Genomic DNA, 24,547 nt, shown 5'->3' on the forward strand with positions numbered 1-24,547 from the left:
TGGGCTCAGGCCTGCTCTTTGGTGCGCACGGTGCGACGCGCCTTTTCGCGGATGGCGCTGCGCTGTGTCGCCTCGGCGGCCTCGCGCGCTTCCCGCAGCGCCTTCAGCTTGGCCATCTTGGCGCGGGCGGCGTCGGCGTCCTTCTCATATTCGGGCGCGGCGGCGGCTTCCGGCTCACCGGTGCGGCCCTGCAACTTCTCAAACGTCTTCTCGGCCTGCGCGCGGGACAAGCTGCCCTTCATTGCTGCCGTCATTTCAAAACTCCCATGATCGCTTCAAGCGTCCGTGGTTACGCTGTTCTGGACGAGCCATTGGTTCAGGGCGGCGTCCGTGGCGCGGAGAATCGCCGCGCCCACTGCTTCGCCCACGGCAGTGTGCATACCCGCGAACCGTTCGGAAGAGTGTCCCGGCGGCGAACTGAGAACCACGCAGTCCGTCCCCGTCCCGGTCACGGCCTCACGCATCCCCGCCCGCCGGTATCCTGCACCAATTATCGCGACCGTGCGAGCCTGCGTGACGAGGCTCGCCGCTTCCAGCAAAGCGGCGTCATGCAGCGGCACCGAGACATCGCAGAGAATATTGATCGTGCCCGGACCGACCCACGGTGTGGTGACGCGCTGCCCGATGCGCTCGCCATTGTTGAGGCCGAGCGTGACGAGGCATTCGGCCCGCACCCCCTCCACGCTGGCGCTGGCGTGATGGTGGAAGGCGACGTTGCGCGCCGTCATCATGCCCACAGCATCCTCATGCCCCGCCTCCGCCAGGCGATCGGCAAACCAGCGCGCGGGATCGAGATTGGGCGTCAGATCGGCGTTGTGCACTTCCAGCCAGACCACCTTTTGCGCATCCACGATGCCCGGCCGGTTGAGCGACCAGCTCACCATGCGCCGCGGCCCGGCGAAGTGCGCCACCAGCCAGGGCCGCGCACAGGCGATCGTGAACGGGCGCGTTCCATCGGCATCGCCGGAAGCGCAGGCGGCCGGCACGCTCATGCGGCGCGCGACCTCAAGCGAAGCTCATCAGATAAGCCATGACACAGACGATCAGGATGATCGCGACGAGAATCCAATGCCGGGCGGCGAAGTTATGCAGAATCATGCAGGAACTCTAAGCACAAGCCGGCCGTAGCGGAAGAGCGTGGACGCAGCGCGCCTCACGCTTTCTTCAGAAAGCAGGTTTTCAGCACCAGATCCTTGATTTTCTCCGCGTGGCACTCGATCTCCTCGGCATTGTCGGTCAGGCGGATGTTCTTGATCAGCGTGCCGCGCTTCAGCACAGAGGACGAGCCCTTCACTTTTAGGTCCTTGATGACATGAACGCTGTCGCCATCCTTCAGGCGCGCACCATTGCTGTCCTTGACCACCAGTTCATCGCTCATGCCGCATCCTCGCGGGCGCCGCGCGCAGAAGCACGCGCGAATACCGCCCGCGAGCGGTCTCTTCCAATTCTTGGGCCGGTGCAAGGGGGATGGCGGCGCGGCACGCGAGGGAAAGCGTCGCAGGGCACCCGATACCGGACCGTCGTCGGCACACCCTGTAGGAACGAGCACTTTGCGCGCAGCAGACAGCGACCAAACGCTCTTCAGAGCCGGCTAATGCAGATACTTTCAACTGGCAACAAAATGTGCTGCATCCGTGTATCTCTTAAAGTATTAAATATCCCTTAATTTGTCGAGCGCGCGACCGGCAAAACTCATCGCGTGAGATGGGCCCAGCACGGCACGATCGTAAGCCGCTCCGAGCGCCTGGGCCTTCGGGTCAGCGCCCGCCATATATGGATAGACTGCGAAGGCGAGGATCCGCGCCGGGGCGACCCGCGCGGCTGCCTCCAGTTGCGCCTGCACCCGCTCGAATTGCGCCGGCACGAGGCGCAGATCCTCCGCAGTGGCGCCCGGCAATTGGGTAAAGACCTCCAGCACCAGATCGAATGTGGCATTGCGCTGCTTCAGCAATGCGAACAAAGGGGCGAGGCGCTCGTAATTGACCATGCCATACACACCCACCCCGTCCTGCACCATCAGCCGGATCGCGCCGGCGTCCAGCACGTCGGACCACACATCCGTAAGGTAGCCCGCTCCCTCCAGCTGGCTGAAGAATGTCGAGATGGAGAGCGGCGCCCCCTTCGTACCGAGGGTGTCGCGCAAGCGTAAAAGATAGTTTTTCAGATGTGTGCGATCTTCCGCTTTTCTCCAGCTGTATTGATCTATCTCATAAGGCACATACCATCCGGCAAAAGCCGGATGAGACGAATACGGCGTATTTGAAATAAATCTCGCGCCCGCCTCCGCCATTTCAGACATGAACGGCGCCAAGCCGATCTGCTCTTGGCCCATCAGCACTTTCCAATAGCGATGATCGTAAGGTAGCCCTACGGTCACGCGTAAGCCTGCCGCATAGGCGAGATCCATGAAAGCGAGAACGCTTTCATCCGACATCCGGTATTCATCACCGAAGCTTGTCCATTGCAGGACCACGTCATGGCATTGTAGTGCACGCAGTGTAGCGACTTTTTCAGCCCATTGGGTTTGGGAGAGCTTGAGATCGTCTTTCCAGATTTGCAGGAAACTGCCATCAAGACGGGTCGGGGCCGGCCCCGGAATCAGGGCCGACGACACCAGCGGGATCGCCGCTCCACCGAGCAACACATATAACGCAGTGCGGCGCGTAAAGAATTGAGTAGTCTTTTTCATGCGAATTGCGTTCTGCGTTTCGGGGCTGGAGCGGTAACCATCGTTTCCAGCCGAAATGTGAGTGCGAGCGTCGCTTCCTTGTAGCGGGATGCGACGCATCTGACACGGCATTCCCACCCGATCCGCCGATCGCGTTCGAAAACCTAGGGCAGCAGATGCGGATATTGAGCGTTTTTGGGACCCGGCCGGAAGCCATCAAGATGGCCCCGCTGGTCTCGGCCATTGCGGCGGAACCGTCGCTGACCTCGCTCGTGTGCGTCACCGGGCAGCATCGCGCCATGCTCGATCAGGTGCTGGGCCTGTTCCGCATCACCCCCGATTACGATCTCGACGTGATGAGGCCCGACCAGACGCTGAACGCCTTGTGTGCCCGCGTGATCGCGGCCCTCGACCCGGTGCTGGACGAGGCGCGGCCCGACCGTGTGTTGGTCCATGGCGATACCACCACGGCGCTGGCGGCGGCACTGGCCGCGTTCAACCGGGGCATCAAGGTGGGGCATGTCGAAGCGGGTCTGCGCACCTATGATCTCGCGCGCCCCTGGCCCGAGGAAATGAACCGGCAAGTGGTGGATCGCCTGTGCGATCAGCTGTTCGCGCCCACCGCCGCGGCTGCCGCCAATCTCGCGTCGGAGCACGTGCAGGGCCACGTCACGGTGACCGGCAACACCGGCATCGACGCCCTGTTCCTGACCCTCGCGCGCATCGATTCCGATGCCGCTCTGCACCAGGAGCTGGATGCGCGGTTCGCTGACCTCGACCCCGCGCGACGACTCATACTGGTGACCGGGCATCGGCGCGAGAATTTCGGCGCCGGCTTCGTCGCCATCTGCGATGCGCTGGCGCGCCTGGCCCGGCGCGGCGACGTGGACATCGTCTATCCCGTCCACCTGAACCCCAATGTGCGCGGCCCGGTGATGGAGCGGCTCGGCGATTGCCCCAATATGCACCTCATCGCGCCCCTGGATTACGTGCCGTTCCTTTATCTCATGCGCCGTGCCGCCCTTGTGCTGACCGATTCCGGCGGCGTGCAGGAGGAGGCACCCTCGCTCGGCAAGCCGGTGCTGGTGATGCGTGATGTCACCGAGCGGCCGGAAGCGGTTATCGCCGGCACGGTGGAACTGGTCGGCACGGACCCGGCCCGCATCGTTTCGGCGGTGGCGCGCCTGCTGGATGATCCGGCCCATTACGCAAGGTTCGCCCAGCGCCTGAACCCCTATGGCGACGGCAAGGCGTCCGGCCGCATCGTTGATACATTGTGTGCGCGTGGAACATCGACTTTCGCCGCCTGAGCCCTCGCCGCCCGGCCTCTGGCCCAGCCATCTCGCCCGACGACGCGATTTTATTGCCGGGACTGGCCTTGAAACCGGTCTGTGTTATCACTTTGGTGACTGACGGGCGGCAATTAGGTAATACGCGCGGAAGTGTATGCGCGCGGTTTTGAGTGAAAGGACGCGGGGATGGCGGGACGAGGCGCGAAGGGATACCTCGCGACGAAGGGCTGGAGGCTCGCCCTCGCGTTGGCCCTGCCCTTGAGCGGTATCTGCGCCGCCGGCCTGCCGGCCCTGGCGCAGGACAGCGCCCCCGCCGCTCTGACGCCCGCGCCTACCGATCCCGTCGCCTATGCCATGCAACGGATTGCCGGCGACGGCTCCGTCACCGTTTCGCTGACCCTGGCCGATCTCGGCATCCTCCAGCCGATCGGCTTGTCGGGGCTCGATGCGCGGCGGTCCGTGTTCTTCCCGGTTCCCGCCAACCTGCCGCTGAACAGCGCCCGGCTGAATTTCCAGGGCCGCTATCTGCGCGGCGACGGCGGGCGCACCACTTATCTCGTCTCCATCGACGGCACGCCGCAGGTGGCGCAGCAGGTGAAGGGCGAGAAAAGCGCGGTGCTGTTCGAGATCCCGGTGGCGACCACTGCCCGGCGCACCGGCTTCCTCGATCTCAACGTGGCCTGGGCCTCGGTGGTGGCCGAGCAATTGTGTGCGGACGAGCGGGCGATCGGCAATATTTTCGAGATCGGCCCCGACACCCGCCTGACCTATACCTACGACCGCAATGCGGTGACCGACATCACCACCGCCTGGAGCGCCCTGCCGCCCCATCCGATCCTGCTGATGCCGCCGGCGCCGCTCTCGCGCAATGCCTTCGACGCCGCCTGGCGCATTGCCGCCGTGCTGGAGCGGGCGGGCCGGCGCGCCCGCATGGTGTCCCTGCCCCAGGTCGGCGACGAGGTGGACCTGACCGGCCTCGATGTTCCGCCGGGCTTTGCCGGCGTGCCCGCCTTCGCCGCCATCTCCGGCAAGGACAAGCATCGCATCGCCAATGAGGCGGAGATCGGCGCGCTGCTGGTGGTGAGCGGCCCCGGCGCCATCGCCGCGGACATCGCGATCGTGGACGAAAACCTTTCCGGCGCCGTCGCCAACGCGCTTGCCGCCCTGCGGGACCAGATCCGCACCGCGAGCCCAAGCGCCGGCGAGGCCTATGACAAATGGACCAATGCCGGCTCCGGCGTTTCCGAGCCCGGCGCGGACCAGAATGTCAGCCTCGCCAGGCTTGCCGGGCGGCCGGTGATCACGGTTGCCGCCAATGCCGGCGCGCCGGCGGCGGGCATTCTTGCCGATCTGTGGCGGCGCATGCTGGTGGTGCCGCGGGTGCGGGCCATCACCGCGGCGAGCCCCGATCTCGTCAATGCCGCCGAGGTGCCGCTGTCGCGCCTTGGCGGAACCCCCGGATCGTTCGACGTGCTGGCGCGCGGCGACTGGAGCGCGGGCTTCGACCTTGCGACCGTGGTCACCGGCGGGCGCGTGCCGGCGGCGTTCGCGGTGGATGTCTCGGCCGCCCCCGGCGCCGGCGATACCGCGCCCATCGCCTCGGTTTTCCTCAATGATTACTTGCTCGGGGCGCGCAATCTGACCGCCAACGGCCAGCCGGAAACCATCAAGGTGGCGGTGCCGGACTATGCGCTGACGGCCCGCAACGTGCTGCGCGTCTCGTTCCAGCGCCAGCCCATGAGCGACCGGTGCCGCGAGACGCCACAATCCTTCCCGGTCGCGGTTCTTCCCTCCAGCCGGGTCATGCTGGAGCCGGCGCCGAAGACCGAGGATTTCGTCGGCATCGTGCCTTATCTCGCGGAAAAAGCGGAGATTTTCGTACCTCAGGCCTATTTGCAGGCCGGCGCGTTGCGGCTGCCGCAGATGGTTGCCATCGCCGCCGCCGCCGGCATTTCGCCGGAGCGCGCCAAGCTCACCGTGGTCGCCAATGACACCGAGGCGCGGCCGGAAGGCACGTTCCTCGCGCTCGACACCAATGTGGCCGGCGCCACCAGCAAGGTGACCATTGCCGAGGACCGGCTGATCCTGCGCGAGCGGCCGAGCGAGGTTCTGCTCAATGTCTCCGGCGTCACCGGGGCGGGCGTGGCCCAGGCGGTGGTTGCCAACGGCCAGCGCGGCATCATGTATCGCACCCTCGGCGCCGCTGCGCCGGATCTCGACCGGCCGTTCCAGTTCGGCCGCGGCGATCTCACGGTGCTGACCTCCGACGGCCCGATCGTCCAGCTCGATACCCGCGCGCCGATCACCCAGGAGGTGGGCGAGCGCACCGACACGCTCGGCCGGGTGCTGCGCATCGCCAGCAATTGGGGCACGGTACTGGCGGTGATCTCCATCCTGCTGTTCGTCTTCCTGATCCTGCGGGCGCGCTGGGTGCGCAGCCATCGGCCACCGCGCCAATAGAGCGCGATCGACATTCATGGCTTGACGCCGTTGCAGCAGAGCATCGTCATGCACGGGCTCGTCCCGTGCATCCACGCGGCACCGCAGGCACCAGATTTTCAAGGCCCGGGCCGGCGGCCCGGCGTAGATGGCCGGGACACGCCCGGCCATGACGAACGGTGGAAGAAAGACATTCGCGCGCACCTGCCGCAAGGCGCCTCGACGATGCGCCACGCCGCTGACTGTCGGTCGGACCTAGCGCGATCCGATCAGCCCGCCCGCCCCGTCTTTCGCGCAAAATGTTTCACGTGAAACAATGGCTTAGCGCGGACGAACTGGGGTTTCGTGAGGCTTCTCCGCGCCTTGGCGGCACACCAAACCGGCTTTTCGGGCGAATGTTCGCCCCACATGAATCTGGCGGCACGTTCAGCGCAAATTCCGCATCGCCGATCCCCCATCGCCGATCCCGCAGACGCACCCCCGGTCCGCCCGATCCGCCACCCCGCCCCCGACACGCTTCGCAAGAGGCGCTGACTCTGCGACCATAGGCCGGCCCGATTTGGCGTGCAGTCCAGAATCAGCCCACAAGGGCGCCCCGAAAAACGCCGCAGGAGACCCCATGGCCGCCACCTCCGACCAGATCGCCCAAATCATCGCCCGCGAGATCGCGGCGCGGCCCGCGCAGGTGAATGCGGCGGTGGGGCTGCTGGACGAAGGCGCGACCGTTCCCTTCATCGCCCGCTACCGCAAGGAGGCCACCGGCGGCCTCGATGACACCCAATTGCGCACGCTGGAAGAGCGCCTCTCCTATCTGCGCGAATTGGAGCAGCGGCGCGAGAGCGTGCTGAAGTCCATCTCCGCCCAGGGCAAGCTCACCGACGAGCTCTCCTCGAAGATCGCCGCTGCCACCACCAAGGCGGAGCTGGAGGACCTCTACCTCCCCTATAAGACCAAGCGCCGCACCAAGGCGGAGATCGCCCGCGAGCGCGGGCTCGGCCCGCTCGCCGAAGCCATTCTGGCCGATCGCGCCAGCATTCCCGCCGAGCTCGCCGCGCGCTTCCTCAGCGCCGATGTGCCCGACACCAAGGCGGCGCTGGATGGCGCGCGCGACATATTGGTGGAGACCTTCGCCGAGAATGCCGACCTCATCGGCCGCCTGCGCGCCCATATGCAGGCCAATGCGGTGCTGAAGGCGAAGGTGATCGAGGGCAAGGAAGAGGCGGGCGCCAAGTTCCGCGATTATTTCGACCATTCCGAGCGCTGGGCCAATGTGCCGAGCCATCGCGCGCTCGCCATGCTGCGCGGGCGCAACGAAGAGGTGCTCTCGCTCGACCTCGACGTGGATGCCGACGATCCCGCCCCCATCAAGCCGGTGGAGCGCATGATCGCGCAAGCCTACGCCATTTCCGCCGCCGGCGGGCCGGGCGATGCCTTCTTGCGCGATGTGGCGCGCTGGGCTTGGCGGGTGAAGCTCTCGCTGCATCTCTCCATCGATCTCATGACTTCCATGACCGAGCGGGCCGAGGAAGAGGCGATCCGCGTGTTCGCGCGCAATCTGAAGGATTTGCTGCTCGCCGCCCCGGCCGGCGCGCGCGCCACCATGGGGCTCGATCCCGGCATCCGCACCGGCGTGAAGGTGGCCGTGGTGGACCAGACCGGAAAGCTGATCGCCACCTCGACCATCTATCCCTTCCAGCCGCGCAACGACATTACCGGCGCCAGCGCGGAACTGGCCCACCTCATCCGCAAGCACAATGTGGAGCTGATCGCCATCGGCAACGGCACCGCGAGCCGCGAGACCGAGAAGCTGGCCACCGATGTCCTTTCCGCCTTGCCCGCGCCGAAGCCCAAGACGGTGGTGGTGAGCGAGGCCGGCGCCTCGGTCTATTCCGCCTCCGCCACGGCCGCCGCCGAGATGCCGGATGTGGACGTCTCGCTGCGCGGCGCAGTCTCCATCGCCCGCCGCCTGCAAGACCCGCTGGCGGAATTGGTGAAGATCGAGCCGAAATCCATCGGGGTCGGCCAATACCAGCATGATGTGGACCAGAGCCGCCTCGCCAAAGCCCTGGACGCGGTGGTGGAAGATGCGGTGAACGCGGTCGGCGTCGATCTCAACACCGCCTCGCCCTCCCTGCTGGCGCGCATTTCCGGGCTCGGCACGGCGCTGGCCGAAGCCATCGTTGCGCATCGCAACGCGGTGGGCGCGTTCAAGAGCCGCAAGCAATTGCTGGACGTGGCCCGGCTCGGCCCGCGCACGTTCGAATTGTCCGCCGGGTTTTTGCGCATCACCAACGGCACCGAGCCGCTGGATGCCTCCTCGGTGCATCCCGAGGCCTATGGGCTGGCGAAGAAGATCATCGCCTCCTGCGGGCGCGACGTGCGTTCGCTCATGGGCGATAGCGCGGCGCTGAAGGCGCTCGATCCGAAGCTGTTCGTGGACGAGCGCTTCGGCCTGCCCACCGTGAAGGACATTCTCGCCGAGCTGGAGAAGCCAGCCCGCGACCCGCGCCCGGAATTCAAGACCGCCACGTTCGCGGACGGCGTCAACGATATGAAGGACCTCGTGCCCGGCATGCTGCTGGAAGGCGTGGTGACCAATGTCGCCGCCTTCGGCGCGTTCGTGGACATCGGCGTCCATCAGGACGGGCTGGTGCACGTCTCGGCGCTGGCGGACCGGTTCGTGAAGGACCCGCACGAGGTGGTCAAAGCCGGCGACGTGGTGAAGGTGCGGGTGGTGGAGGTGGATGTGAAGCGCAAGCGCATCGCCCTCACCATGCGCAAGGACGACGGCGCCGCCCGCCCCTCCGGCCCGCGCCCGCCGCAATCGGGCGCCTCGCCCGCCGACGTGCGCCGCGCGACCCAGGCGAAGCCCTCAAAGCCCGCCGACGGCGCGCTGGCCGCCGCCTTGGCAGAGGCGATGCGCCGGCAGAAATAGGAACGAGCCGCCCCTGCGCTCCCTCTCCCCCACGGGGAGAGGTCTGGGGTGAGGGGCCGAGCGCCCAACCGACCGCACCCCCTCACCCGTCCGCTGCGCGGCCGACCTCTCCCCGGCGGGGAGAGGTGAATCCAGGCGGAACGTGCACGCTTCCTGCCCCATACGCCCCCTCGCCGCTCCACGCGCCCCCTCTCCCCCACGGGGAGAGGGCTGGGGTGAGGGGCCGATCGCCCGACCGACCGCACCCCCTCACCCGTCCGCTGCGCGGCCGACCTCTCCCCGGCGGGGAGAGGTGAATCCCGGCGGAGACAGAACGCTTCCCGCCCCACACGCCTCTCGCCACCCACGCGCCCCCTCTCCCCCACGGGGAGAGGGCCGGGGTGAGGGGGCGCGGCACGGTGAAAACGCGGTCAGGAGACGGGGGCGAGGGCCGGGGCCGGACGCATTTCGCACGGGTCGGTCCCGTCGCCGGAGGCGCCGAGCAGATCGAGGAAGGCACGCGCCGCAGGATTGGCGTGGGCCTGGCCGGGCGTCTCCACATGGGCCACCACCAGTTCCCAGCAGATTTCCGGCCCCGCCAGATGGGCGATGCCGACGGTGGGGTGATGGCCGCGCGCGATCGCCTCCGGCACCAGCGCCACGCCCAGCCCCTGCGCCACCAGATCCAGCAGCGTGCCCAATTCGTTCACCTCGAAGGCGATGCGGCGCTGGATATTGGCCTGGGCGAAGATCTGGTCCACCTGCCGCCGCGTGCCCCAGCCGCGCTCGAAATCCACGAACGGCACGCGGGCGAGTTCCACCGGCTGCACATCCGTCCGTCCGGCGAGCGCATGGCGCGGCCCGCAGGCGAGCACCATTTCCTCGCACGCGATCATGCGCGTGACCACATCGCCCGCATCCTCGCCAAGCGGGAAGAAGGCAAGATCGAGCCGCCCCTCGCGCAGGCAATCGAGCATATGATTGGCGCTGCCCTGGGTCAGGCGGATCTCGATCTTCGGATGCTGGGCATGGAAGCGCGCGAGCAGGGCCGGAAGATCCAGGAACGGCGGCAGGCTCTGCATGGTGCCGACCGAAAGCTTGCCGCTTTCCAGATTCTGCACTTCCACCACCGCCGCCCGCGCCGCGCCCACCGCCTCCAGGATCAGCCGCGCCTTGTCGAGCAGCACGCCGCCGGCGACGGTCAGGCGCACCTGGCGCGTGCTCCTCACGAAAAGTTGCGCGCCCAATTCCCCTTCCAGCGCGCGAATGGAGGCCGAGAGCGCGGACTGGACGATGTTCACCCGCCCCGCCGCGCGGGTAAAATGGCCTTCCTCGGCCACGGCGATGAAGTGCTGAAGCTGACGCAATTCCATGGCGGTTTCCGATTAAGCGATCGAGCAGCTATATCGCATCTCAAAAATCCATTGGAATGATTGAACGACGCGACCCATCTACGCCTCACACGGCCCGCCTGCCAATGGAGCGCATCATGCCAAAAACAAGCCTGCCCACCCGTCCCTTCGGCCGCACCGGCATGGACATCACCCGCGTCGGCTTCGGCGCCTGGGCCATCGGCGGCCCGGATTGGGCGGTCGGCTGGGGCAGCCAGGACGACAGCGAATCCGTCGCCGCCATCCGCCATGCGGTGGAGCGCGGCATCAATTGGATCGACACCGCCGCAGTCTACGGCCTCGGCCATTCCGAAGAGATCGTCCGCGCGGCGCTGAAGGACATGCCCGCCGCCGAGCGGCCCTATGTCTTCACCAAATGCGGCCTCGTATGGGACGCGGCCGACCGCGCCGCCGAACCCAAGCGGATCGGCGCACCCGAAAGCATCAAGCGCGAGGTCGAGGCTTCGCTGAAGCGCCTCGGCGTGGACCGCATCGACCTTTATCAGATGCATTGGCCGGCCAATGACGGCACCGAGATCGAAGTTTATTGGCAGGCGCTGCTGGACCTGAAGGCGGCGGGCAAGGTCGGCGCCGTCGGCTTGTCGAACCACAATACTGCGCAATTGGCGCGGGCCGAGGCGCTCGGCCATGTGGATACGCTCCAGCCGCCCTTCTCGGCCATCCGCCGCGATGTGGCGAGCGCCGAATTGCCCTGGTGCGCGGCGCACGATACGGGCGTCATCGTCTACAGCCCCATGCAATCGGGCCTGCTGAGCGGCCGCTTCACCGCGGAGCGCGCCGCCGCTCTGCCGAAGGACGACTGGCGCTCGCGCAATGCCCAATACTCCGGCGAAAATCTCATCCGCAACCTCAAGCTCGCCGATGCGCTGAAGCCCATCGCGGAGGCGCACAATACCAGTGTCGCCGCCGTGGCGGTGGCCTGGACGCTGGCCTGGCCCGGCGTCACCAGCGCCATCGTCGGCGCCCGCAGCCCGGCCCAGGTGGACGGCTGGCTCGACGCGGCGCGCCTGGAACTGACGCCGGCCGATCTCGAAGCCATCGCCGCGGCCATCGAAGCCACCGGCGCCGGCACCGGCCCGGTGCGCCCGGCCTGACGCCCCGCACGCCCCGGCCGCACCCGTGCGGCCGGGCATCATGAAAGGACCAAAGCCATGAAAGTGGGTTTCATCGGGCTCGGCCGCATGGGCGAAGCCATGGCCGCGAATTTGCTCAAGGCTGGCCATGAGGTCAGCGTCTACAACCGTTCGCCCGCAAAGGCCGATGCGCTGGTGGCCGCGGGTGCCGTGCGCGCCGCCAGCATCGCCGAGGCCTGCCAAAGCGAAGCGGTGCTGACCATGCTGGCGGACGACACGGCAGTGGAAAGCGTCGTGCTCGGCGATGGCGCCATCCTCGAGAGCCAGCCCAAAGGCGCGCTGCACATCTCCCACAGCACCATTTCCGTCGCCTTGTCGGAGCGCCTCGCCAAGGCCCATGGGGAGGCCGGCCAGGATTATGTGGCGGCGCCCGTGTTCGGTCGGCCGGATGCGGCGGCGGCGGGCAAGCTGTTCATCGTCGCCGGCGGCGCGCCGGACAGCATCGCGCGCTGCGCGCCCCTGTTCGAGGCCATGGGCCAGCGCACCTTCGCGCTTTCGGAAAAACCCGAAGCCGCCAATGTGGTGAAGCTGAGCGGCAATTTCCTCATCGCCTCGGTCATCGAGGCGCTGGGCGAGGCCATGGCCCTGGTGGGCAAGGCCGGCATCGACAAGAACCAGTATCTCGACCTGCTGACCTCCACCTTGTTCGGCGCGCCGGTCTATCGCACCTATGGCAATCTCATTGCCAACGAAGCGTTCTCGCCCGCCGGTTTCGCCGCGCCGCTGGGGCTGAAGGACGTGAGCCTCGCGCTGGCGGCCGGCGAAGCGCTGCGCGTGCCGCTGCCGCTGGCGAGCCTTCTGCGCGACCGCTTCCTCTCGCTGCTGGCGCAAGGGGGCGAGGATCTGGATTGGTCCGCCGTCGGCGGCCTCGCACTGCGCGATTCCGGCCAGGGGAAGAGGGGGTAGGTCTTTATCATTGCCGCAGGCGCGACCTGCCCCCTCCCCCCTTGAGGGGGAGGGTTGGGGTGGGGGGTATGGTGTCGCAAGCACCCCACTCGCCCGGACAAGCGGAGAGACACCCCCCTCCCATCCCTCCCCCGCAAGGGGGGAGGGCCGCCGCTGATTCTCAGGCCTCAGATCAGCAGGTCGATGTGCGCGGCGTCACGCGGCATCGTTCCAAGTCGGTCGTGACCCATAAACCGGGAATGACGGAGATGGGGTGGTTTACAGACTATCCGCTTTTGGATGGTAGTACGAAGAAGCGGCCATTCCGGCTAGTGTCAGACGTTTTCGTCGCCCTCTTCATCTGACAAGCCGCCGACCATGAGCCACCTGCCGTCGCTCTCCTTCCGGTACAACTGGCCGGTGCCCCATCCAATGCCTGCTCCATGATAGACGCTGCAGTCCGCACACATATTGGCCCATGCCGGATTATCTTGCAGGCGCCCATCGGAGAAAAACGTCTCTCGGGCAAGAGGGATTGAGCAGATGTCGCAATGCTCGGGCGCATCGGGATGATGCCTACCCTTCGCGACGGTAACCGGATCGATCAAATCTTCAAGCTGGCGATCTGCAGAGCTTCCATCACATATGCCACCGCCAATGCGTGGAGAGAGCTTATTGACGATGATACGCAGCAGCCTCTCGTTCTTTTCGAGATAGTTGCCGAATTCCGCGTATGGAACAATCTGCCCGACACTGCGCCACCGATTGTTTTTCATTCTAGAGAATTCGCGCTCTTCACCCTCGATGTTGCAGCGGAATGAGCCGTAGATCAGGCCGAGCTCTTCCAGCATATCAATGTCGCGCGCTTCATATCCTCCCCACGTCATGCTCATGACTAGAGAGCCAAGGTCTCCGCTATAGTAATTCATTAAAATGTCAAGGAATGCCTCAGGCGGCTGTACCGCGTCATCCGCTGCTAGGAGCTCCCCGACATAGGCACGGCAAACGTCCGCGTCATTACGGATCAGTATCGTGTAGCTGGGGACGTAATTGATCCCCGATTCCTGCGTTTTGGCGAAGAAAAGCGTCATCAGTCCGGTTGACGGCGCAAATATCGAAGTTTCGGCAGTTCCATCCGGGAAATCCGTGCGTGCCTCCTCCAACTGGGCACGGACCATTCCCGCCCAGACAGGATTGTTCGGAAGGGTCTCATTGACATCTTTCAGGAGTTGCCCGTATTCGGCCCTGTCGGATAGCTTAATGGTGCGTTTCAGGCGCTGACCGGATGTGCCGGCATCACCCTCTATCTCACCTAGAATGGTTTCGTCGGTAAGGACAGCGTTGCGGGCGAAGGCGCCACGGCGATGGATCTTCGTGATGCTCCACGCTTCATCGGCCAAGAGCTTGCTTCGAAACTTTGCCGGATATCCGATCTCGAAATAATCGCGATCAACCTTCGGGCTGGCGTCCAGAGCATATTCCTGAAGAGAACACAGAAGCTCATCCCCTTCCATGTGATCTGGAAATTCCTTCGCCTCTTCGTACTGCTCCGGGTCTGCCCGGATCATTTCGAGGTACTCTTCTGCCGTCTGAAGCTGCGGAACGAAATAGATCATATGATCGAGCCGGTCCATCTTGCCCGCCACATCGGCGATTTCTTCTTCCGTAAGTTCTCCGGTATCGCCCCGAATCCCATGTAGTTGAGCGGCCGTAGCCACAACCGAGGATTCATAAAATCCTTCCGGGGCTTTCAGCTCTACCATTATGTAGTCATTGATGCCTTTGGCCTTGCAGCTCGCATCGTAGCTTGCGATGCCTTCTGCAAGTCGCTCTTCACTGGTATACAAGCTTATCTCATGCCACGGAGAAAGAACCCGGCCAGAGGTCAGCTCCAGCGGTTGAACAGACTCTTTGGTAATGGCTCTGTCCGGTTCATTTACCGATATTTTCACCCCCGAAACGGATATGGATGTGTCGTGAACGAAACGGGAGAAGGGGACCAGCAGCTCTTTCCATTCGGTCGAAACGATAATGGCCCGTATCTCGTCATCGCGCGCCCCAAGATGGCCTTTTACAGCCTCAACGTACTTGTAGATTTCGTGAATGGCTTCGCGGCTGGCGGCATCGCTTCTTTTAAGCTCGATAAGAACCCAGCGCCCTCGCACGTCCTTGGCCAGTATATCGATGAAGCTTCGTGTCCCGATCCTGCTAGGGATGTATGCCTCGGCATTCAAAACAACTAGCCCTTCTTCAAGGGCAGTTATCTGGGATGCGAGAAGATCACGGAGGGCCGATTCAAACAATTTTTAATTCTCCTTGACCTACCTTGCTGGCACTGTGCGGTAATATCACTTAATAGCGCGAATGGCACAGGGTAGCTAACTCAAACAAGCGACCCAATAGTCCCGTTGAAAAACGGACGGAATGGCGTGAGGCTGCAACCCGTAGCCTGAAATTAAATGTCTGCTTTCGGGGATTTTCACAAACGGCGACGATGTCGGAAACGGGCTCGATAGCTGCCTGGCCGCTTCCGGAGTTCGCCAAATGCTGTTTCAGCATCGGCATGAGCCAATATGACCTGACCGACTTCGAGTGGCGCGCGATCGGGCCGCGGCTGCCCAACACGCCACGAGGCGTGCCGCGCGTCGATGACCGGCCCGTGCTAAATGGCATCTTCCGGGTGCTGCGATCCGGTGCGCCACGGCGAGGCCTGCCCAAGTGTTATGGCCCGCGCACCTTCCCCACACACGCGCCCTCCCCCCTCCCCCCTTGCGGGGGAGGGTTGGGGTGGGGGGTATGGTGTCGCAAACACCCTCGCCCGGACAAGCGGAGAGACACCCCCCTCCCATCCCTCCCCCGCAAGGGGGGAGGGCAGGCCCTGCACGTGCGAAGGCTGGATTGGGGCGAACGCTCGATAAGGGACCCCATAAACCTCAAATCAGCAAATCGATGTGCGCGGCGTCGAGCTGGCCCTTGCCGATGAAGCCGAAGCTCACACTGGCGTCGTGGGCGATGTCGCCGTTCCAGGCAGCGTTGCGGATCACGTAGCCGTCGGCATCGTGGGAGACGATCTCGGCGTTCCAGATGTTCTCGATCTCGTAGGGCATGTTGATCTCGAGCTGCCAGCCATGGGCCGCCGTCGCGCCGTCATTGTGGATCGCGATCGAGGCATTGAAGCCGCCGCCCCAGGAATCCGCGCTGGAGAACAGCGCCTGGAGGTCGGTGTCGTGCACCGGCTCGCTCGGCGTGGTCGGGTCGGTGGGGGTCGGCTCGGTCGGCGTGGTGGGCGCCGCGCCGTCGTCATTGACGATGGTGCCGATGCCGGTGGCATGGGCCAGCGTCGCGCCGGTGGGATTGGAGAGCACCAGCGAGAAATGCTCGTCCGCCTCCGCCACCCGGTCGGCGGTGATGGGGACGGCAATGATCTTGGTCTGCTCGCCCGCGGCGAAGGTGAGCGTGCCGCTGACCGCGGTGAAATCCGTCGCGGCGGCGGTATCCGCCACGGTGTGGAAATCGAGCGTCACCGGCCCGCTCGCCGCCTCGCTCAGCGTAACGGTGAACAAGGCATGCGCCTGCGCGCCCGCCCCCGTGCCGCCGCTGCCGGCCTCGCCGAAATCATATTCGATGCCTTCAAGATAGGAGAGCTTGTTGGTGTTCACGCTCGTCCAGTCATCCTTCAGGATGCCGCCGGTATCGCCGGAATTGGGGTTCCACGACCAATAGGTCCAGCTCACGCCCTTGTCGCCGGCCGCGATGTCGGTGGTGCCGTTATTGTCCAGATCCCCGCCAAGATAGGAGGTGATCGCCTCCAGCCAGGGCGCATCCTTCGGGTCGGTGAGCTTGGTGCCGAACTCGCCGATGTACACCGGGGCGATGTTCTCCTTGTAGATATAGCCCCACATCTGGTCGAACTTCTCCGGCAGATTGGCCGGATAGCTCGGATCGCTGAACCAGGGCTGGGGATAGATCGAGTTCGGATAATCGTGGGCGGAATAGACCAGCTTGTTCTCGACATCGAGTTCGATGGGGCGGTCGCGCACGCCCATCAGATTGCCGCCCCACCAATAATTATTGCCCTCGTACGTGCCGATGCCCTCGACGAAGATCAGCCAGTTGGAATTCACGTCGCCGATGGCATTGCCGGCGCGCTCGGCGGCCGCCGCCCAATCGTTCGCGCCGCCGCCGCCCCAGGTGCCGTTATAGGGCTCGTTGTGCAGGTCGGCGCCGATCACCGCGCTGTCGCCGGCATAGCGCTGCGCCAGCATCTGCCAGTCGGCGACCCATTGCGCCTCGCTGTGGCTCGCATCGTACCAGAGCCCGTTGGCGGAGGTGCCCGCGCCGGCATCGCTGCGGTGATGATCGAGGATGATCTTCATGCCGATCTCGTCGGCATACTCAACGATCTTGTCCATCACCTGGAGCGGGGTCAGGCCCGCGAGGTCAGGGTTCTTGGAATAGTCGATGCCGTTTGCCTGACTGGTCGCATGCAGCATGTCGGAGGAGAACGGCAGGCGGATCGTGTTGAAGCCCAGATCCTCCATCTGGTTCATCATGTCCTTGTAGCCGCGCGTCCACAGGCCGTGGGGCGACATGGTGTCGGATTCAAAGCCGAACCAGTTCACCCCGCCGATCTGCACCGAATTGCCATTGGCATCGACGATCTGGTTGCCGGAGGTGGAGAGCCAGCCATCCAGGCCGCCGCCGCTCGAACCGGGATTGCCCTCCACCACGGAGGCATCGCTGACCGAGATTTCCGGCACAGGGGCCGGCGGGGCGGTGTCGTCATTGAGGATGGTGCCGGTCGCGGTGGCCTGGCCGAGGCTCGCGCCGGTGGGGGCGGAGAGCTTCAGCGTGAAGGTCTCGTTTCCCTCCACCAGAGTGTCGCCCGTGACCTGGATATGCACGACCTTCGAGGTCTCGCCGGCCGCGAAGGTGAGCGTGCCGGTCTGGGCGGCATAATCCGAGCCCGCGCTCGCGATGCCGTTGGCGGTGGCATATTGCACGCTCACCAGGCCGGTCGCCGCCTTGTCCAGGGTCACGGTGAAGGCGAAGTCGCTCGTGCCGGCATTGCCTTCCGCCAGCGTGGCGTCGGCGATCGACACCACGGGCGGCACGGGCGCCACATCGTCATTGAGAATGGTGCCGGTGGCACTGGCGTCGGCAAGCGTCGCGCCGGTGGGATTGGCGAGGTTCAGCGAGAGGGTCTCGTTGGTTTCCACCGCCGTATCGCCGGTCACCTGCACATGCACCAGCTTCGAGGTCTCTCCGGGCGCGAAGGTGAGCGTGCCGGTGAGCGCGGCATAGTCGGCACCGGCGCTCGCCGTGCCGTTGGCGGTGGCATAGGTAACGGTGACGGGGGTCGCGGAGGCCGCCGAAAGCGAGACCGTGAAGGCGAGATCGCTGGTGCCGGCATTGCCTTCTGTCACCGTGGCGTCCGCCACCGCAAGCGTGGGCAGCACCGGGGCCGGATCGCCGCCCACCGGCGCGCCATTGACCAGGAAGCCCGTCGCCGACGTGCCGCCCGCCCCCGCGCTCGCCTGGAAGCCGAACGCGACCTCCTTGCCGGCACCCACGGTGCCGTTCCACGCCGCATTGCGCACCACATAATGGGTGCCGACGTGGCTGACGATCTCGGCGTTCCAGATATTGGTGATGGTGAAGGCGGAATCGAATTCCACCGTCCAGCCGTTGAGCGCCGAGGGGCCGGCCTCCACCGTCATGCTGGCGACGAAGCCGGAGCCCCAATCGTCTTTCACTGCGTAATCAAGGCCCGCGGAGCCCGCCGGCGGGGTTACGACATCGTTATTGGTAATGGTGCCTGTGGCGCTGGCATGCGCGAGCGTCGCGCCCGCGGGCGCCGAGAGGGTCAGCGAGAGGGTCTCGTTCGCCTCCACCGCCATGTCGCCGGCAACCGGCACATGCACCACCTTGGAGGTTTCGCCGGGCGCGAAGGTCAGCGTGCCCGTGGCGGCGGTGAAATCGCTGCCGGCGGTGGCGGTGCCGCCGGCGGTGGAATAGCTCACCGTCACCGGCGTCGCGGAGGGCGCGGAGAGGCTCACCGTGAAAGCGAGGTCGCTGGTGCCGCTATCGCCTTCCGCCACCGCCGCATCCGCCACCGACAAGGCGGGCAGGACGGGGGCCGGATCGCCGCCCGCCCCGTTCAGGGTGAAGCCGCTGGCGCTGGTTGCGGCGCTGCCCGGCGCGGCCTGGAAGCCGAACGAGGCGCTCGCGTTCGCCGGCACGCTGGCGTTCCAGGGCAGGTTGCGGATGACATAATGATCGCCCACATGGCTGACGATCTCGGCGCCCCAGATGTTGGAGATGTCGAAGGCGGCATCGAATTCCACCGTCCACCCGTTGAGACCTGCCGACCCGGCGGGCACCGTCATGGCGCCGACGAAGCCCGAACCCCAATTGTCGGCAACAGCGTAATTCACATTCGCCATCTGTCATTGCTCCAGAATTGCGAGCCCATCCGGGACACCACATCTGGATCTCACGAAGCGTCACCTTTAGCTTTTTGAAGTCGATGAACCGGGCGGAAAAATCGATCATGCCGGCGCCTTCCGCGGTGCACACAGCCGATTGCCGCCCGCGCGCCTTGCCGCAGGGGCGCAAATCGCCTTTCCTGCGACGGGGGACGCAGGCCCGGCAAACGGGCGGTGCGCGGTGGGGAGCCGGGATCTTGACGAGGCAGGACGCGGTCTTGGCGCAAAATCCGCTCGCCGCCTGGTGGGCGCGGCGCCCCGCGTTCCTGCGCGCCCAGGTCACGGGATGGAGCCTGTTTTCCATCGTCGATTTGACCAATCGCTGGGTCTCTTATGAGAATTTCGGCATCTCGCTCGGCCTGACCTTGATCGCCCTGCCGCTGCTGATCCTCGTCACCACCGCCATGCGCGCGGCTTATCTGAAGGTGGGGCTTGATGCCGCCATCACCGTGCGCGCCCTGCTGTGGATCGCCGTGCTGTCGTTCGCGGCGGCGGCCTTCCTGGTGGGCTGCATCAGCGTGGTGCGCGATTATTTCGGCTGGCCGATCCCCAATTGGCGGCCGGAACAGCAGGTGCTGGCGCCCCTGATTTATTATTTCTTCACCATGATGGGCTGGAGCCTCGCCTTCTTCTGGGTGCGGGCGGAAATCGGCGCGCGCAGCGACCGCCAGCGGGTCGCCCTCGCGCAGGCCGAGGCCCTGCGGGCCGAATTGCGCGAATTGCGGCTCCAGCTCGATCCGCACTTCCTATTCAACGCGCTCAATGGCGTCGGCGAGGAAATCCTCGACGATCCCGACGCCGCCCATGTGATGGTGCGCGAGCTCTCCGATTATCTGCGCCATTCGCTCGCCACCCACGACCAGCCGGTGGCGAGCGTGGCGGCGGAGGCGGCGAGCCTTGCCGCCTATCTGCGCATCCAGGAAGCGCGCTTCGGCGACCAATTGGTGGCGACCCTCGACGTGGCGCCCGAGGCCGCCGATCGTCCCATCGCCAGCTTCCTGCTCCAGCCGCTGGTGGAAAACGCCATCAAGCACGGCACCCGCCGCAATGGGCTGCGCATCGACATCGCGATCCAGGCGGAGGGCGCGGGGCTGCGCATCCGCATCGGCAATACCGGCACGCTCGCCCCCTCCGCCAAGCGGCCGCGCCGGGGCGGGGTGGGCCTTGCCAATGTGCGGCGGCGCCTCGCCCTGCACTATCCCGGCCGGCATTATTTCACCTTGCACGAAGCCGCGCCGCCGGGCAGTACCGGCGCCGCCGGGCGCCGCGTGGTGGCCGAGCTGATCCTGGAGGGCGCGCCGTGCTGAGCGCCGTGATCGTGGATGACGAGGTCCGCGCCCGCCGCGCCATCGCCCGCCTGCTGGAGGCGCACCCGCAGGTGCGCATCGCGGGCGAGGCCGATTGCGTGGAAGATGCGCTCGATTTGCTGGTGCGCGAGGCCCCGGATCTGGTGTTCCTCGACATCGAGCTGGGCGACGGCAGCGGCTTCGAGCTGATCCAGGCGCTGGAAGACCCACCGCGTGTGATCTTCGTCACCGCCCACGCCGAGCACGCGGCGGAAGCCTTCGCCGTGGATGCGGTGGATTATCTGCTGAAGCCGGTCTCGCCCGAGCGCCTCGCCGACGCCCTGCGCCGCGCCATGCGCCGGATCCGCCCCGACGCCGCTTCCCCTGAAGCTGCCGCCCCCGGCACGGCGCCAGTCGCGGAACCTTCGCCCCCGGCGCTTGCCCCGGGCGCGACGCTGGAGCTGCGCACGCCCCATCGCACCGTGTTCGCGCCGCCATCCGAGATCGTGGCGCTGCGGGCGGACGGCGATTTCACCCGCGTGTTCCTCGCCGGCCAGCCGCCCCTGATGATGCTGCGCACGCTCGGCACCTTCGAGACCCTGTTGCCGCGCCCGCCGTTCCTGCGCCTCGGCCGCTCGCTGATGGTGAATTGCGACCGCCTGCGCAGCATCGAGACCCCCTCGCGCGACCGGGCGCATGTGGCGCTGGAGGGCCTGCCGGCGCCCCTCATCCTCGGCCGCGCCGCCACCAGCCGCCTGCGCGAGGCCCTGGCGGACAAGGGCAGGCTCTGAGCGGAGCGGCTATTTCTCGGTTTCCGTGAGCCCGCGCACGAACAGGTTCTGCATCAGCGCGATCACCAGGATCGGCGGCAGCATGGCGAGGATGGCTGTCGCCATCACCAGATGCCACACGGGATCGGCCTCCACCGCCGCCGCCGCGAGCCGCTGGATGCCCATGACGATGGTGTAATAGCGCGTGTCCGTGGTCACCAGCAGCGGCCACAGATACTGGTTCCAGCCATAGATGAAGAGGATCACGAACAGGGCCGCGATATTGGTGCGCGAGAGCGGCAGCAGCACGTGCCAGAAAAACCGCAGCGGCCCGGCGCCGTCGATCAGGGCTGCCTCCGTCAATTCGTCGGGAATGGTCATGAACACCTGCCGGAACAGGAAGGTGGCGGTGGCGCTGGCGATCAGCGGCAAGGTGAGGCCGCCATAGGAATTCAGCAGCGAAAGGTCCGCCACCACCTGGAAGGTGGGCAGGATGCGGACCTCCACCGGCAGCATCAGCGTGATGAAGATCAGCCAGAACGCCGTTTGCCGCAGCGGAAAGCGGAAATAGCAGACCGCGAACGCCGACAGCAGCGAGATGGCGATCTTCCCGAGCGCGATCGCCATGGCCATGATGAAGCTGTTCAGCAGCATCGGCCCCACGGGGGGAAAGCCCTGGGTGCTGGAGCCGGTGAACAGAGCGGTGCGGTAATTCTCCAGGAACAGGCTTCCGGGCAAAAGCCCGATGCGGCCGGAGAGGAAATCGCCGCCCGAATGGGTGGAGGCGATGAAGGCGAGATAGACCGGCAGCACCATCACCACCACGCCGAGGATCAGCGCGAGATGGGCCAGCAGGCTGAGCAGGCGTCCGGAACCGGCCATCAATATTGCACCCGGCGTTCGATATGGCGGAACTGCACCGCGGTGAGCGCGATCACGATGGCCAGCAGCACCACCGATTGTGCCGCCGAGCCGCCGAGATCGAGCCCGCCGAAGCCGTCGCGGAACACCTTGTAGACCAGGATCGTGGTCGCCTGCCCCGGCCCGCCGCCGGTGGTGGCGTGGATGATGCCGAAGGTGTCGAAAAAGGCATAGGTGAGGTTCACCACCAGCAGGAAGAAACTGGTGGGCGCCAGCAGCGGCCACACCACGAAGCGGAACCGGCGCACCGGCCCGGCGCCGTCCAGGGCGGCGGCTTCCATCAGGCTTGCGGGGATGGCCTGGAGGCCGGCGAGGAAGAACAGGAAATTATAGCTCACCTGCTTCCAGGCGGCGGCCAGGATCACCATGGTCAGCGCCTGCTCGCCATTGAGGAAGTGGTTCCAGCTGATGCCCATGGCGTCGAGCGCGCGGGCGAGGATGCCGATGGTGGGGTTGAACATGAACCACCACAGGATGCCCGCCACCGCCGGCGCCACCGCATAAGGCCACACCAGCAGCACGCGATAGGGCCCTGCCCTTTTGCCGATCCGGTCCGCCGCGAGCGCCAAGCCCAGCGCCAGCACCATGGCGAGACAGGTGACGCAGGCGGAAAACACCGCCGTCACCTGGAATGCGTTGAGATAGGTGGGATCGCGCAGCAGCGCGGCGAAATTGGCGAGCCCCACAAAGGCGCGCGACAGGCCGAAGGCATCCTCCGCAAACAGCGAGGAGACCACCGCCTGCCCCGCCGGCCAGATGAAGAACACCAGCGTGATGGCAAGCTGCGGCGCCAGCAGCAGATAGGGCGTCAGGGAGCGTGGAAAGGTGACGCGCTTGGCCTGCATGTCCGGGTCCGCATCGCCGCGCGGGATGCGGCAGGAGAAAATAGCCTTTTCCCGCGTCGGGGATACGACAAAGCGGGCGGGCCGTCGCGCTTCCCGTGCGGCGCCCGGAAACGGATGGGACCGGCGGGAAAGCGCGCCCGGCCTAACGCCCGTAGCGCCGCCCCGCCTCCACCGCGAGCCCGGTACCCACGGAGCCGAAGGTATCGCCCGCCACGATCCGCGCCTGCGGCGCCATGGCGACGATGGCGGAGCGCACATGGGCAAGACGGGTGGAGCCGCCGGTGAGGAACAGCGCGTCGATGTCGCTCGCCTTCACCCCCGCCGCCTTCAGGCATTGGGTGATGCGCCGCGCGATCCGCCCGGAGAGGCTGTCGGTATGGGTCACAAGGTCATCATGCACGATGCCGACCGCGAGCGCGGGTTCGAGCCACGCGAGGTCGATGGCGGTGCGCCCATCCTCCGAGACCGCGATCTTCGCGTCCTCGGCCGCCATGGCGAGCGTGTGGCCGCGCTCCTCGCTCACCACATGGGCGAGGCGGCGGATCAGTTCGGGACGGGCGGATTCGCGCTCCATCTCGCGGATCGAGCGCTGCACGCGCGGATCATACAGGCGGTTGATGGAGGACCAGGTCGCGAGATCCTGGAACAGGCTGGCGGGAGCCGAGAGGCCCTGGCGTTTCATGGGGCTGCCATGGCCGAGCAGCGGCATCACCATGCCGAGGCTGAGCGCGCGGTCGAAATCCGTGCCGCCGATGCGCACGCCGTCATTGGCGAGAATGTCGTCCGCCCGGTCCGGCTTGTCGCGCCGCTCGGGGCCGATGCGCACGATGGAAAAATCCGAGGTGCCGCCGCCGATATCGGCGATCAGCGCAAGCTCTTCCCCATTTACCTGCCGCTCGTAATCGAGCGCGGCGGCGATCGGCTCGAACTGGAACGAGATATCGGAAAAGCCGATCTCGCGCGCCACATCGCCCAGCACGTCCTGCGCGCGCGCGTCGCCCGCCGCGTCGCCATCGACGAAATGCACCGGGCGGCCGAGCACCACCTGATCCAGCGGCGCATCGGCCTTCATCTCGCCACGCCGCTTCACCTCGGCGATATAGGCGCCGATCACCTTGCGAAAGGTGACGCGGGTGCGGCCGACCGCCGTGGTCTCGTCCACCAGCGCGCTGCCGAGCACGGATTTCAGCGCCCGCATCAGGCGCCCCTGCTCGCCGCTCACATAAGCGGCCATGGCCGCGCGGCCGATCACCGGCGCTGTGATGCGCGGATAGAAAATCGCGCTCGGCACCGTCACCGCATCGCCCTCGACGGGCGCCAGATGCGGCCCGGCCGGGCCGTTGAGACCGAGGGTGGTGTTGGACGTGCCGAAATCGAGGCCGCAGGCCGCCATGGTGGGTTCCCGAAAACGGAGCGATAAGGGCGTGCGCTGCAACATAGCGCAGAAGGGCGCGCTCGGTACCCCTTCGGCGCGCCAAGATCAAGCCCCAGGCG

16 protein-coding genes and 2 pseudogenes are annotated in these 24,547 nt (G+C 66.1%); 8 read left to right on the forward strand and 10 right to left on the reverse strand.

Going from position 1 to position 24,547, the window contains the following annotated elements; all coding sequences use genetic code 11:
* Window positions 1-5 precede the first annotated feature (5 nt).
* The 4 genes from V5G24_RS16185 to V5G24_RS16200 all read right to left on the reverse strand — a co-directional run bounded on the left by V5G24_RS16185 (window position 6) and on the right by V5G24_RS16200 (window position 2,689).
* Window positions 6-254: a hypothetical protein gene (locus tag V5G24_RS16185; RefSeq protein ID WP_394081152.1), complete on the reverse strand. Its 249-nt coding sequence runs from the start codon at window positions 252-254 to the stop codon at window positions 6-8.
* 21 nt (window positions 255-275) lie between these two features.
* The gene (locus V5G24_RS16190) at window positions 276-992 is read right to left on the reverse strand and encodes an adenosylcobinamide amidohydrolase (RefSeq protein ID WP_394081150.1); all 717 of its coding nucleotides are present in this window, start codon (window positions 990-992) and stop codon (window positions 276-278) included.
* A 161-nt stretch (window positions 993-1,153) separates the two neighbouring features.
* Window positions 1,154-1,378, reverse strand: coding sequence for an alkylphosphonate utilization protein (locus tag V5G24_RS16195; protein ID WP_394066062.1), 225 nt, complete (start codon window positions 1,376-1,378; stop codon window positions 1,154-1,156).
* Window positions 1,379-1,651: 273 nt separating this feature from the next.
* Window positions 1,652-2,689, reverse strand: coding sequence for a DUF4434 domain-containing protein (locus V5G24_RS16200; RefSeq protein ID WP_394081148.1), 1,038 nt, complete (start codon window positions 2,687-2,689; stop codon window positions 1,652-1,654).
* Window positions 2,690-2,889: 200 nt separating this feature from the next.
* Here V5G24_RS16200 and wecB point away from each other — a divergent pair, with 200 nt between their 5' ends.
* From wecB to V5G24_RS16215, 3 genes are all read left to right on the forward strand, one after another.
* Window positions 2,890-3,978 (forward strand): non-hydrolyzing UDP-N-acetylglucosamine 2-epimerase, encoded by a 1,089-nt coding sequence (gene wecB / locus V5G24_RS16205; protein WP_509292248.1) that lies wholly within the window; start codon window positions 2,890-2,892, stop codon window positions 3,976-3,978.
* A gap of 168 nt (window positions 3,979-4,146) precedes the next feature.
* The gene (locus V5G24_RS16210; RefSeq protein ID WP_394081144.1) at window positions 4,147-6,420 is read left to right on the forward strand and encodes a hypothetical protein; all 2,274 of its coding nucleotides are present in this window, start codon (window positions 4,147-4,149) and stop codon (window positions 6,418-6,420) included.
* Between the two features lie 598 nt (window positions 6,421-7,018).
* Window positions 7,019-9,334, forward strand: coding sequence for a Tex family protein (locus V5G24_RS16215; protein WP_394081142.1), 2,316 nt, complete (start codon window positions 7,019-7,021; stop codon window positions 9,332-9,334).
* Between the two features lie 410 nt (window positions 9,335-9,744).
* On the opposite strand, the gene V5G24_RS16220 is transcribed toward V5G24_RS16215, so the two are convergent.
* Window positions 9,745-10,686 carry a LysR substrate-binding domain-containing protein gene (locus tag V5G24_RS16220; protein ID WP_394081140.1) on the reverse strand — a complete coding sequence of 314 codons (942 nt, stop codon included), beginning with the start codon at window positions 10,684-10,686 and terminating at the stop codon, window positions 9,745-9,747.
* 116 nt (window positions 10,687-10,802) lie between these two features.
* Between V5G24_RS16220 and V5G24_RS16225 the strand changes: the two genes are divergently transcribed.
* Together V5G24_RS16225 and V5G24_RS16230 are read left to right on the forward strand one after the other, a co-directional pair.
* Window positions 10,803-11,819, forward strand: a complete 1,017-nt coding sequence (locus V5G24_RS16225) for an aldo/keto reductase (protein WP_394081138.1) — start codon at window positions 10,803-10,805, stop codon at window positions 11,817-11,819.
* A gap of 42 nt (window positions 11,820-11,861) precedes the next feature.
* Window positions 11,862-12,764 (forward strand): annotated as a pseudogene (locus tag V5G24_RS16230) (NAD(P)-dependent oxidoreductase); the annotation flags it as partial.
* A 314-nt stretch (window positions 12,765-13,078) separates the two neighbouring features.
* Here the strand turns inward: V5G24_RS16230 and V5G24_RS16235 are convergent.
* Window positions 13,079-15,046, reverse strand: a complete 1,968-nt coding sequence (locus V5G24_RS16235) for an endonuclease NucS domain-containing protein (protein ID WP_394081136.1) — start codon at window positions 15,044-15,046, stop codon at window positions 13,079-13,081.
* Between the two features lie 260 nt (window positions 15,047-15,306).
* On the opposite strand from V5G24_RS16235, the pseudogene V5G24_RS16240 reads away from it, so the two are divergent.
* Window positions 15,307-15,480 (forward strand): annotated as a pseudogene (locus V5G24_RS16240) (transposase); the annotation flags it as partial.
* 196 nt (window positions 15,481-15,676) lie between these two features.
* On the opposite strand, the gene V5G24_RS16245 reads toward V5G24_RS16240, so the two are convergent.
* Entirely contained in the window at window positions 15,677-19,189 is a 3,513-nt protein-coding gene (locus tag V5G24_RS16245) for a Calx-beta domain-containing protein (protein ID WP_394081134.1), read from the reverse strand.
* 239 nt (window positions 19,190-19,428) lie between these two features.
* On the opposite strand from V5G24_RS16245, the gene V5G24_RS16250 reads away from it, so the two are divergent.
* Both V5G24_RS16250 and V5G24_RS16255 read left to right on the forward strand, forming a co-directional pair.
* Window positions 19,429-20,538: a sensor histidine kinase gene (locus V5G24_RS16250; protein WP_394081132.1), complete on the forward strand. Its 1,110-nt coding sequence runs from the start codon at window positions 19,429-19,431 to the stop codon at window positions 20,536-20,538.
* Entirely contained in the window at window positions 20,532-21,308 is a 777-nt protein-coding gene (locus tag V5G24_RS16255) for a LytR/AlgR family response regulator transcription factor (RefSeq protein ID WP_394081130.1), read from the forward strand. Before V5G24_RS16250 ends, V5G24_RS16255 begins: the two co-directional genes overlap by 7 nt.
* 9 nt (window positions 21,309-21,317) lie before the next feature.
* Here V5G24_RS16255 and ugpE read toward each other — a convergent pair whose 3' ends face one another.
* From ugpE to V5G24_RS16270, 3 genes are all read right to left on the reverse strand, one after another.
* Entirely contained in the window at window positions 21,318-22,169 is an 852-nt protein-coding gene (gene ugpE, locus V5G24_RS16260) for a sn-glycerol-3-phosphate ABC transporter permease UgpE (protein WP_394081128.1), read from the reverse strand.
* Window positions 22,169-23,053, reverse strand: coding sequence for a sn-glycerol-3-phosphate ABC transporter permease UgpA (gene ugpA / locus V5G24_RS16265; RefSeq protein ID WP_394081126.1), 885 nt, complete (start codon window positions 23,051-23,053; stop codon window positions 22,169-22,171). The genes ugpE and ugpA overlap by 1 nt, the downstream gene beginning before the upstream one ends.
* Before the next feature lie 142 nt (window positions 23,054-23,195).
* Window positions 23,196-24,446, reverse strand: coding sequence for an Hsp70 family protein (locus V5G24_RS16270; protein ID WP_394081124.1), 1,251 nt, complete (start codon window positions 24,444-24,446; stop codon window positions 23,196-23,198).
* Between the last annotated feature and the right edge of the window lie 101 nt (window positions 24,447-24,547).

This window comes from Roseixanthobacter finlandensis (assembly GCF_043195105.2).
In the GTDB taxonomy this organism is placed as follows: Bacteria; Pseudomonadota; Alphaproteobacteria; order Rhizobiales; family Xanthobacteraceae; genus NCEH01.